The organism is Nitrosomonas sp., assembly GCF_022842015.1.
Taxonomy (GTDB): Bacteria; Pseudomonadota; Gammaproteobacteria; order Burkholderiales; family Nitrosomonadaceae; genus Nitrosomonas.
Map to the genome: position 1 here is coordinate 1 of NZ_JALHQJ010000104.1, position 6774 is coordinate 6774.

The window sequence follows — 6774 nt, forward strand, 5'->3', positions numbered from 1 at the left end:
CGGTCAAGAGGATGACCGCAGCAATTCCGACGGCAATTCCTGAGGCTGATAATGCGGTACGCAGCCGATGGGCTGTTAGTGACCGGAAGGAAAAATAGAAAGTGTCAATCGTGTTCATTTTGTGTTCAAGGCCGCATTAAGAATTCTATTTTTCGATTTTCAGGAGTGTACCCGGGATTTGCGACCCTTGCGAATTGTGCGTGGATTAATAATTGATATGTCGTCATTTTGACCAAATGTATGATACCGCACAGATAAAGACTGGCTTTAAAGCTATAGTTTTGAACATGTTTGCTTATTTATCTTTGTTAACTTACCTAAGGATACTTCATGAATCAGTCAACCTACACTAAACATGATATGCAAGCCTGTATCGCTGCTTGCACGCGCTGCCACCAGATTTGTCTACACATGGGGATGAATCATTGCCTTGAAACCGGTGGGAACCATATTGAATCTGCTCACTTTCGTCTTCTGTTGAGTTGTGCTGAGATTTGCCAGACGTCAGCTAATTTCATGCTGAGCGGCGCTCCCCATTCTGGTGCTCTTTGCGGGCTCTGTGCCGAGATTTGCGAAGCATGTGCAATAGATTGTGAGAGAATCGGGGATATGGATGAATGTGTCAAAGCATGTAGAGATTGTGCCGAAACGTGTACGCAAATGACGAATATGCAACATTAACAGGTCATTGAGGAACATTTTCGAGGCGGTTGATGCAAAGTAATAACAGCTAAAAAAGCGCGAGTTTATGGCATAATAAATGAGTAATTCGGGCTTGTTTTTAACACCGTAGCGAGTTTTTCAGCAACCTGCTAGATAAATTATGGCTACAAGTGTAGTGTGTAGTATAAGAAGAATAGTTGAATAACCATTGTGGATTTTTTTATTGACCTAACTTAGCTGATCGTTTGAGATGAGCAATTGACAGGAGATTGAATTATGGAGCACTTCACTAGATTATTCCTTGTGTCTTTTTTAACCTTGGCATTGCTGACCGCAATAGGATGCGGATCAACTCAAAAACAGGCGGGAACGGGAGAATATTTTGATGATACTGTCATTACAACCAAGGTAAAAGCGGCCATTCTTAATGAACCAACATTGAAGGCTACTGAAATCAACGTCGAAACATTCAAGGGCGTAGTACAACTAAGCGGTTTCGTAAGTTCGTCTGCCAGTATTAGTAAGGCAATCGAAGTGGCAAGCGGTGTCGCTGGAGTAAAATCGGTCAAAAACAGCATGCAGCTTAAATAGTTGCGAGAAATAACATGGCAAGCCATTCTTGCGTAAAGGAAATGCAATTGGCTTGCCACAAAATACCATTTACCATTCTGTCGTGTGCGAATTATTATTTTTAAGCTGCAACTGGCAAATTAAACAGGCCACGGTCAGTGCGGTTTCCATCGATGATTTCTCAATGACATTATTTTATTTGTAATCATGTCATTAAATGCCTTTTGATTTGGAGTTTTCTTACTCTTACTCTGATCCGTGCTGTTAATAATGAAGTCGATATAGTTAAGCAGCAGCTAGATTTGCATAGTATCGCTGGTTATATGTGCTGGTGACAGATAGCCAAGTCTTTCTTGCTTATACTGCCGGTTATAAAAGATTTCTATGTATTCGGAATTTCATGAATTGCTTGTTGTCGTGTTTTGAATTTTCGATGATGCGCCATTTCGGTTTTAAGTATTCCCCAGCAGCTTTCCATCGAGGCATTGCCGTAGCACAGTCGCCTTTGCCACTCATGGAAGCGACCATGCCGAATTGCTTCAATAGCTTCTGGTAATCCTGTGCACAGTGTGGTTTTATTATCAACTTAATTTAAGTCATTGAGATGCCGAAGACTTGTTGGTGGAAAAGGGGATCGTTGTAACTCATGAATTGATTCGTCTTTAAACGATTTCTCGGGAGATGCAGAAATGAGCCGATGAAAATCTTCACTGATAAGCTGAAAAGTTACGGTGTCGCTCACCGAAAACTTGTTCCCGATACGATTCACGATACTTCTCAATACGTCAACCATCCACAGAGCTTTCACACCAGCCAAAGGCATGCAAAACTTAAGAATCAAGCCTCTGCTGATTTTGCTAAAACTTGCATGCAAAAACTAGAGAAAAATGTAGCATTACCGCAATACTTGCCCGCCACTAAATCGGATCTAGCTCAGTTTTAAACTTGATCTACGAATAAGATATTACACATCTTCAGGCATATTAATCAAACCAGCTGTAGCGGCGGCTCGCTCATCAAAGCAATCTGCTCTCGCAGCTCCAGAACTCGCTCTTGCCAGTAGCGCTGCGTATTAAACCAGGGGAAGGCTTGCTTGAAAGCGAGATCATCCCACCGCTGCGCCAGCCAGGCGGAATAGTGAATCAAACGCAAAGTGCGCAGCGCTTCGATCAAATGCAGCTCGTGTAAATCAAAATCGTAAAAGTCTTCATACCCTGCTAGTACATCATTTAATTGCCGTGCCATGTCAGCGCGATCGCCTGACAACAACATCCATAGGTCTTGCATCGCGGGTCCCATGCGACTATCGTCAAAATCTACGAAGTGCGGGCCATTATCCGTCCACAATACATTGCCCGCATAGCAATCGCCATGCAGGCGCAGTGTTTTTACATCGCTACCGGCCCGTTCAAAACAGTAACGGACGCCACTCAATGCTTGTTCGGCTACGCTGCGGTACGCAGCATCAAGGTCTGCAGGAATAAAGCTGTTGGATAGCAAGAAATGAAGCGGTTCGTCTCCGAAACTTGCGATATCGAGCGTAGGACGATGCTGAAACGGCTTGATTGCACCAATGGCATGAATGCGCCCAAGAAAGCGCCCCATCCATTCCAGTGTATTGCGGCCTTCAAATTCAGGTGCGCGTCCACCGTGTCTGGTGAAAACGGCAAAGCGGAATCCTTCGAAGCTGTGGAGCGTTTTTCCATCGACTATCAAAGCGGGTACCACGGGAATCTCTCGATCAGCCAATTCCTGCATGAAAGCGTGTTCTTCCAAGATGGCTTCATCCGTCCAGCGTCCAGGGCGATAAAATTTTGCAATTAGCATCAAACCTTCTTCCAAGCCAACCTGATAAACGCGGTTTTCATAGCTGTTAAGCGCCAGCAGACGGCCATCGCAGCGGTAACCCAAACTGTCTAGCGCGTTCATGACGTAATCAGGGGTCAGTAAAGAAAAAGCTGGTGTGGTCACTGTGTAAGTCCTTTGCGCATTTTAATCCTTCTATACACGATTCTGCCGAGTGGGCGATTCTGGTCTTGCTCATGGTTCGTCACTTCTCTTTATTTTATCACTCCTCCTCGATCTTGCTGCGGAGCGATTTTCTTCGACCCTGTATCGCCTTACTTTCCAGGCGTTTTATCTTGGAAGCTCTGGTGGGTTGGGTAGGTGTTCGAAGCTTTTTTGGCACCATGACGCTTTTGATAATTTCACGTAATCGATTGAGTGCATCTTCTTTGTTCTTGGCCTGACTGCTATACCGCTGCGCCTTGATGATAATGATACCTTCGCTGTTGATGCGGCTGTCCTTTAATTGCAATAACTTTTCCTTGGAGTGTTCGGGCAGTGATGAAGCCTTGATATCAAACCGCAAATGGATCGCGGTTGATACTTTATTGACATTCTGCCCGCCGGAGCCTTGTGAACGTACCGCTTGCATTTCGATTTCGGTCAACGGAATCGCGAAGTTATTGGATATTTTTAAGTGGATTAGGGTTTCCATTTCTATTTATCTGCCTCGATTGATCAACGGTACATCAACCACCAGTATTCTATTGTTGAACCATGGGCAAGGCGAACATCAACGACTATCGGTGGGAATCACATTGCCGAGATCTATTTCAGACGCCGATGGGAGCTTGAATTATAATTCGCCACTACAGTTCTTTGCCTCATGGAAAAGGACTGCTGTCAGCATAAAGACAATAATTTCAATGTAGTGTGCCTTGCGAGAATTAATCCTACAATATCAATTCCTACAAAATAATGCAGCAGAATTTGTTAAATATAACGCTAGTCAGCAAAATGCACAGCACTGCCACCATTCCTTTTAGCGACATACATTGCTATATCGGCTTGACGTAATAATTGTTGCTCATCAGTGCCATACCGCGGAAATAGAGCGATACCGATTCTGGGCAATATTTGTCGTTGACTGTTAGTCAATGTAAACAAAGGCTGTAATGACAACCGTATTTTTTCTGCTATCTGCGCCACGACAATACAATAGGCATATTGTTTATAACAGAAGACAGGAAAGCGATAAAAAACCAGTGCCAAACGCGGTATCCCATACGCCGTAACTTGCAAAAATATCAAGATGATTGGTTAGTTACCCAGTCAGACCTCCGTTGCGCGGGCCGTATACCACCAGATACATCCCTAACGAAAAAATGACGATCGGCCAAGGTGCTTCACGAATTACTGTGCGAGTGCAAATGACCACGTGCAAGCTATCGCAAGCAGAATCAATGCATCGGAGGCTGCTACTGCACTGACTGGCACTCCTAAAGATTCGAGACGGAAGATGCCGATGAGCAACAGCACGAGTACTATCCAACCGGCACGAAACGTTGCTGGGCCCCCCCGTATTGCGTCATTGGGAGATTTGAGTTGAGTAAGGTCGTATCTCACTGAAATAGCCCGATGGAAATAAATCATGAGCACCGTCAGACTACTTGTGATCGCTGCGATGTTGACCGGAACCATCACAGAGGCATATTCGTTAAACCTTATCTTGAAAAAGTCAGCCAAAACAATATTGACTAAATCTGAAGCCACAAGCGGTAAGCTCGCCGTATCAGCTATAAAACTGGCTGCCATAACGAATGCCAATGTCGCGACTGGAGTAAATCCGAGTGCCGGTAGCATCGCCATTACGATTGGGGTTAAGATCATTGCCGAATAGGCTGAGGCAGCCGCTCCAAGTAACGTAATGAATGCGAGCAATAAACGTCCATTACCACCGTCCCAGGGGGCAACTAACTATATCATTCTTAGCGGGTTACCTTGATTTCTTCCGGGTTAACTCCGAGTCGCTTGTGGCATCGTGCTTTATTGGGGTAGTCGAAGAAATCATACTGGAGCAAGCGAAAAGCCATTAATCCACGCTCTCAGTATGAGTGGGCGAGTCGATAAGATCACAGATCATTAATAAAGGGCCTGTTCGTCAGTTCACATAAGATATTTGACTGCAATAGGTTTTTTACAGGGTGCAGAAGCTTCTATCTTTCAGGCGACAAATAGCATCAACTCGCTTCTGGTTCACTTTACCAGAACCGAACTCTACCCGTATCCAGATGAACAAAATTGGACGAAGGATAATAGCCAACACCGCCTATTTGTAATGACAAAGCCGCGCTGCGTAAATCGGATAGTTTTCGTCCTGGTAGGCGAATATCGATGGCTTTTCCATGCGTATGCATGCTGTCTCTGGCAACTCCGCCGCTCTGTGCTGCCAGTTTGGCATTGGTGGCAGGAGAACGGTATGCGGAGATTACATGAAATTCTTGATTTGTTCTTAATTTGTGTTGTAGCAGATGAAGAAAATCAAATAAAGTAGGATCGATGGAATACCGATCACCAGTGCGGTGGTCACGCAGTACTTGATTAATGGAACGCATGCCCTCTGGAATATAACGACCATTGGCCCAGAAGGTTGCACGGGTTCGTTCACCGGTATGTAAATTAAGAAAGCTTAGTTTTTTCTCTAAGGGTTTTTTGATGGCGGCATGCACGGATGTTGCTGTCATTGGCAACGCTAACAAAGTACATGTGCCTAGGCCGGTTTTTAAAAAACGTCGGCGGCTGGGTTCTGTTTCTGATAAATACGCTTGATCCAGAAATTTTCGTATCATCGATTATTTTCTCCTGAAAATGCTGCGATTGTGTGCGAAAAATAATTTACCAACGAGCATAACGCAACGCACGTAAATCACGGTCATAAATATCCGGGTAGAAGTGCACTGTTTCGTGCTTATCAGCCCAGGCGGTAATATACACCAAGTAAAGCGGTAATGGTTTAGGTAAATGGGTAGTAATGGTTTTATCGCTTGCCAAATTCGCGCTAAATTTTTCCGGCAAGCTTGGTTGATTCAGGGCAAAAGCTGCTAGCTCGAAGGGTTTTTCTAGGCGAATGCAGCCGGAACTAAAGGTTCGTATATCTTTGTTAAACAATGATTTGGATGGTGTGTCGTGCAAGTAAATACTAAATGGATTGGAAAACATGAACTTGATTTTACCCAGTGAATTGTGATTGCCTGGATCTTGGCGAAGAAAGTAAGGGAATCCTCGCTTAATTGCATTCCAATCGATGGTATCCGGATCAATTGCTTGCGCGCCGCGTTCTTGTGCGGGAAAAACTTTGAATCCGGTGTTAGAGAAGTAAGTAGGATCCTGCTGCTGCTTAGGTAACAAATCTTTGCGAGCGATGCTGGCTGGAACATTCCAATAAGGATTCAGCACCATATACGAGAGCGCGCCATTAAAACTGGGGGTTGAACGATAGTCCCGCCCGACAATAATGCGCATGTTCAGAACAGGCTCGTCATTCTCAATGGCGGTGAGATAGAAGCCAGCGGTATTGATCAGCAAATGGCGTTGCCCCAGATTCCTGGGCAACCAGCGCAGACGTTCCATATTGATGCGTAATTGGCGTATCTTCCATTCGAGCGGAATATTCAAGGCGTTTATGGTGTTTTTCCCGATAATGCCATCTGTATTGAGGCCATGTTGTTCCTGAAAGGCTTTGATGGCGGTAACCAG

Annotated in this window: 7 protein-coding genes and 2 pseudogenes; 2 read left to right on the forward strand and 7 right to left on the reverse strand. The window is 44.7% G+C overall.

The features are described 5' to 3' along the window. Positions 1-939: 939 nt before the first annotated feature. Positions 940-1254, forward strand: coding sequence for a BON domain-containing protein (locus Q0C11_RS13930; protein ID WP_293008992.1), 315 nt, complete (start codon positions 940-942; stop codon positions 1252-1254). A gap of 264 nt (positions 1255-1518) precedes the next feature. Here the strand turns inward: Q0C11_RS13930 and Q0C11_RS13935 are convergent. After that, positions 1519-1803, reverse strand: a pseudogene (locus tag Q0C11_RS13935) (IS3 family transposase); the annotation flags it as partial. A 127-nt stretch (positions 1804-1930) separates the two neighbouring features. On the opposite strand from Q0C11_RS13935, the gene Q0C11_RS13940 reads away from it, so the two are divergent. After that, on the forward strand, positions 1931-2176 hold the full coding sequence (locus Q0C11_RS13940) for a hypothetical protein (protein ID WP_293008994.1): 246 nt from the start codon (positions 1931-1933) through the stop codon (positions 2174-2176). 44 nt (positions 2177-2220) lie between these two features. On the opposite strand, the gene Q0C11_RS13945 is transcribed toward Q0C11_RS13940, so the two are convergent. The 6 genes and pseudogenes from Q0C11_RS13945 to Q0C11_RS13970 all read right to left on the reverse strand — a co-directional run. Next, positions 2221-3204 (reverse strand): serine/threonine protein kinase, encoded by a 984-nt coding sequence (locus Q0C11_RS13945; protein ID WP_293008996.1) that lies wholly within the window; start codon positions 3202-3204, stop codon positions 2221-2223. Positions 3205-3301: 97 nt separating this feature from the next. Further along, positions 3302-3733, reverse strand: a complete 432-nt coding sequence (gene arfB / locus Q0C11_RS13950) for an alternative ribosome rescue aminoacyl-tRNA hydrolase ArfB (RefSeq protein ID WP_293008998.1) — start codon at positions 3731-3733, stop codon at positions 3302-3304. Positions 3734-4023: 290 nt separating this feature from the next. Further along, positions 4024-4227 (reverse strand): diguanylate cyclase, encoded by a 204-nt coding sequence (locus tag Q0C11_RS13955; RefSeq protein ID WP_293009000.1) that lies wholly within the window; start codon positions 4225-4227, stop codon positions 4024-4026. A 2-nt stretch (positions 4228-4229) separates the two neighbouring features. Next, positions 4230-4992, reverse strand: a pseudogene (locus Q0C11_RS13960) (ArsB/NhaD family transporter); the annotation flags it as partial. A 287-nt stretch (positions 4993-5279) separates the two neighbouring features. Next, positions 5280-5867, reverse strand: a complete 588-nt coding sequence (locus Q0C11_RS13965) for a DUF882 domain-containing protein (protein WP_293009002.1) — start codon at positions 5865-5867, stop codon at positions 5280-5282. A 46-nt stretch (positions 5868-5913) separates the two neighbouring features. Further along, positions 5914-6774 (reverse strand): L,D-transpeptidase family protein (locus tag Q0C11_RS13970; RefSeq protein ID WP_293009004.1); only part of this gene is annotated, 861 nt, incomplete at its 5' end.

Coding starts and splice junctions, on each gene's coding strand:
- arfB (WP_293008998.1), bottom strand. CDS start 3,733: ATGGAAACCCTAATCCACTTAAAAATATCCAATAACTTCGCGATTCCG.
- Q0C11_RS13965 (WP_293009002.1), bottom strand. CDS start 5,867: ATGATACGAAAATTTCTGGATCAAGCGTATTTATCAGAAACAGAACCC.
- Q0C11_RS13930 (WP_293008992.1), top strand. CDS start 940: ATGGAGCACTTCACTAGATTATTCCTTGTGTCTTTTTTAACCTTGGCA.
- Q0C11_RS13940 (WP_293008994.1), top strand. CDS start 1,931: ATGAAAATCTTCACTGATAAGCTGAAAAGTTACGGTGTCGCTCACCGA.